At 70.9% G+C, this 3,264-nt stretch carries 2 protein-coding genes; both read right to left on the reverse strand.

The features are described from left to right. The coding region (locus ACFYOY_RS49035) for a beta-ketoacyl synthase N-terminal-like domain-containing protein (protein ID WP_388594626.1) at positions 1-968 on the reverse strand (968 nt) is incomplete at its 3' end. Positions 969-1,027: 59 nt separating this feature from the next. Further along, the coding region (locus ACFYOY_RS49040; protein WP_388594628.1) for an SDR family NAD(P)-dependent oxidoreductase at positions 1,028-3,264 on the reverse strand (2,237 nt) is incomplete at its 5' end.

A 3,264-nucleotide genomic window follows, 5' to 3' on the forward strand; every position in this document is an offset into this window, starting at 1 on the left:
TGGCGGATCACCCGTTCCTGGGAGGGGCCGTTGGGCGCGGTCAGGCCATTGCTCGCGCCGTCCTGGTTGACGGCGGTGCCACGGATGACCGCGAGTACCTCATGCCCGTTGCGGCGGGCATCGGACAGCCGCTCCAGCAGCACCAGACCGACACCCTCGGACCAGTTGGTGCCGTCCGCGCCCTCCGCGAAGGACTTGCAGCGGCCATCGCGCGCCAGCCCCCGCTGTCGGGAGAATCCGACGAAGCCGCCGGGGGTGGCCATCACCATCACCCCACCGGCGAGCGCCATGGAGCACTCCCCGGACCGGAGCGCATAACTGGCCAAGTGCATCGCCACGAGGGACGAGGAGCACCCGGTGTCCAGAGTGACCGCCGGGCCGAGCAGACCGAGCGAGTACGAGATACGGCCGGACGCGATGCTGCCCGCGCCACCAAGACCCAGATATCCCTCGAACCCCTCCGGCACCCGGTCCACGGTCAGCGCGTAGTCACCGTTGGCCAGGCCGGTAAACACGCCGACGTCGCTCTCCTCCAGCGAACTCGGGTCGATTCCCGCGTTCTCGAGGGTCTCCCACGCGGTCTCCAGCAGCAGCCGCTGCTGCGGGTCGGTGGCCAGCGCCTCCCGTGGGGAGATGCCGAAGAACTCGGCGTCGAACTCCGCCGCGTCGGTGAGGAAACCGCCCTCGCGCACATAGGAGGTGCCGATGGCGTCCGGGTCGGCGTCGAAGAGGTTCTCCAGGTTCCAGCCGCGGTCCTCCGGGAACCCGGCGATCGCGTCCCGGCCGTCGGCCACCAGGTCCCACAGCCCGTCCGGGGTGGTCACGCCGCCCGGGTAGCGGCAGCCCATGCCGACGATGGCGATCGGCTCCTCCGTCGCCGCCTCGGCCTTGCGCAACCGTTCCCGCGTCTGGTGCAGGTCGGCGGTAACCCGCTTGAGGTAGTTGAGGAGCTTTTCGTCATTCGCCATCTGGACCTCGCCAAGAGCCTCGTGGGGGTGAAATCGGTGAGCGGAGACGAGACGGGGAATCAGTCCACGCCGAACTCCTGGTCGATGAAGGCGAACACGTCGTCGGCGTTCGCCGTGTCGAGTCGTTCGGTGACGGTTTCGCCGCCCGCACCGTTGGCCTCGATCTCGGCGACCTTGGTGGTCATCCGCTGTAGCCGTGAGGTGATCCGGGCGCGTTCGATCTTCTCCTTCGGCAGCGTCGCCACATGTGCTTCCAGCCGTTCCAGCTCGGCCAGCACCGAGTCCACCGACGAGGTGTCGGTCTGGCCGAGTTCGGTGCGGATACGGCGTGCCAGCGCACTGGGCCGCGGGTGGTCGAACACCATCGTCGCGGGCAGCCTCAGCCCCGTGGTGGCATTGAGGTGGTTGCGCAGCTCCACCGCCGTCAGCGAGTCGAACCCGATCTCGCTGAACGGACGGTCCCCGGTGGCGTCGGCGCTCACATGTCCGAGTACGGCCGCGGCCTCGGCCTGCACCAACTCGGTGAGCAGCCGCTCCTGATCCTCGGGGCTCAGCCCGGCCAGCCGCGCGATCAGCTCCGTCTGTCCCGCGCCGTCTTCGTGCCTGTCCTCGGTCAGCAGGTCGATGACATCGGGCAGTCCCCGCAGCAGCGGCCGGAACCGGGCCATGGTGTAGCCGGGAGCGAACCGTGCCCAGTCGATGTCGGCCACCACTCCGTGGACGGTGCCGCTGCCCACGGTGTGTGCCATCGCCAGCGCCGCCAGCCGCGGGTCCATGGTCATCAGACCCGTACGACGCCACTGCGCGCCCATCACCTCGTCGATCGTGCCAAGGCCGCCACCCCAGGCGCCCCACGCCACCGACGTGGCCGCCAGCCCCCGTGCGCGGCGGCGCTGCGCCAGCCCGTCGAGGTAGGCGTTGCCGGCGGCGTAGGCGCTCTGGCCGCCGCTGCCCCAGGCCGCCGCTCCGGACGAGAACAGGACGAAGGCGTCCAACTCCCTTTCCCCCAGCAGGTCGTCGAGGTGCCGCGCACCGGCGATCTTCGCCCGGCCGATGTCGGCGAACTCGGCGAGTGTCATCTTCGACAGCGGCTTCTCCGGCAGCGCCAGCCCTGCCGCGTGGACCACGGCCGACAGCGGCGCGTCGTCCGGGATCTCCGCCAGTACGGCGGTGAGCTGATCCCGGTCGGTCACATCACACGCCGCGAAGGTCACGCCCGCGCCCAGCGCGGTCAGCTCGGCCTCCAGCTCCGCCGCGCCCGCGGCCTGCGCACCCTGACGGCTGAGCAGCACCACATGCCGGGCGCCGTGGCCCGCGGCCCAACGGCCCACGTACGAACCGAGCCCGCCGGTGCCGCCGGTGATCAGCACTGTGTCCCGTGGCTGCCACACCGGCGCCGACGTCACCGGTTCGCGCCGCATCCGCCGGGCGAACACCCCCGACGCGCGCACCGCGACCTGATCCTCCGCGTCCACTCCGGCAAGCACCGAGCACAACCGGGCAAGGGCCACCTCGTCCGGCGTCTGCGGCAGATCCACGATCCCGCCCCAGGTGGACGGCTGGTCCAGCCCCTGCACCACGCCCATTCCCCAGGCCAGCGGCTGGAACTCGCTGGTCACCTCGGAGGGCTCACGCACGGCGACCGCGCCACGGGTCAGGCACCACAGAGGAGCGGCGAGTCCGATCTCCTCCACGGCCTGCATCAGCGCCACCGTGGCCGCCACGCCCCGGGAGAGAGTGCCCGGTTTGCAGCTCCGCTCGTCCCACGCCAGCAGGGACACCACCCCGGCGTATTCGTCATCGGAACCCGACATCCGCTCCCGCAGGAGAGCGGTCACCTCCGCCTGCTCCACCGTGTCCACCTCGACCACCACGGGTTCGGCGCCGTGCTCGGCCAGTGCGGCGACCACGCCCGTCACCGCGGCGTCGCTCACCTGCGGTGAGGCCACGGCCACCAGCCACGCTCCTGGCAGCACCGGCGCATCCCCTGTGGCCACCGGATCCCAGGCGATGCGGTACGACCAGGTGTCCACGGTGGACTGGTCCTGGTTGCGGCGCCGCCACGAGGTCAACCCCGGTAGGACGGGCTCCAACGTCTGCTCCTCGACACCGAGTGAATCGGCCAGGGAGGCCAGGTCGCCCCGCTCCACGGCGTCCCAGAACACACCGTCGGCCACCGCGTCCGGCACCTCGGACGGCGTGAGCCAGTAGTGGTGGTGTTGGAAGGGGTAGGTGGGGAGGGGGATGCGGGTGGGGTGTGTGCCGGTGTAGAGGGTGGGCCAGTTGACCGGTGTTC

Origin of the sequence: Streptomyces sp. NPDC007875 (assembly GCF_042868035.1) — a bacterium.
Taxonomy (GTDB): domain Bacteria; phylum Actinomycetota; class Actinomycetes; order Streptomycetales; family Streptomycetaceae; genus Streptomyces; species Streptomyces antimycoticus.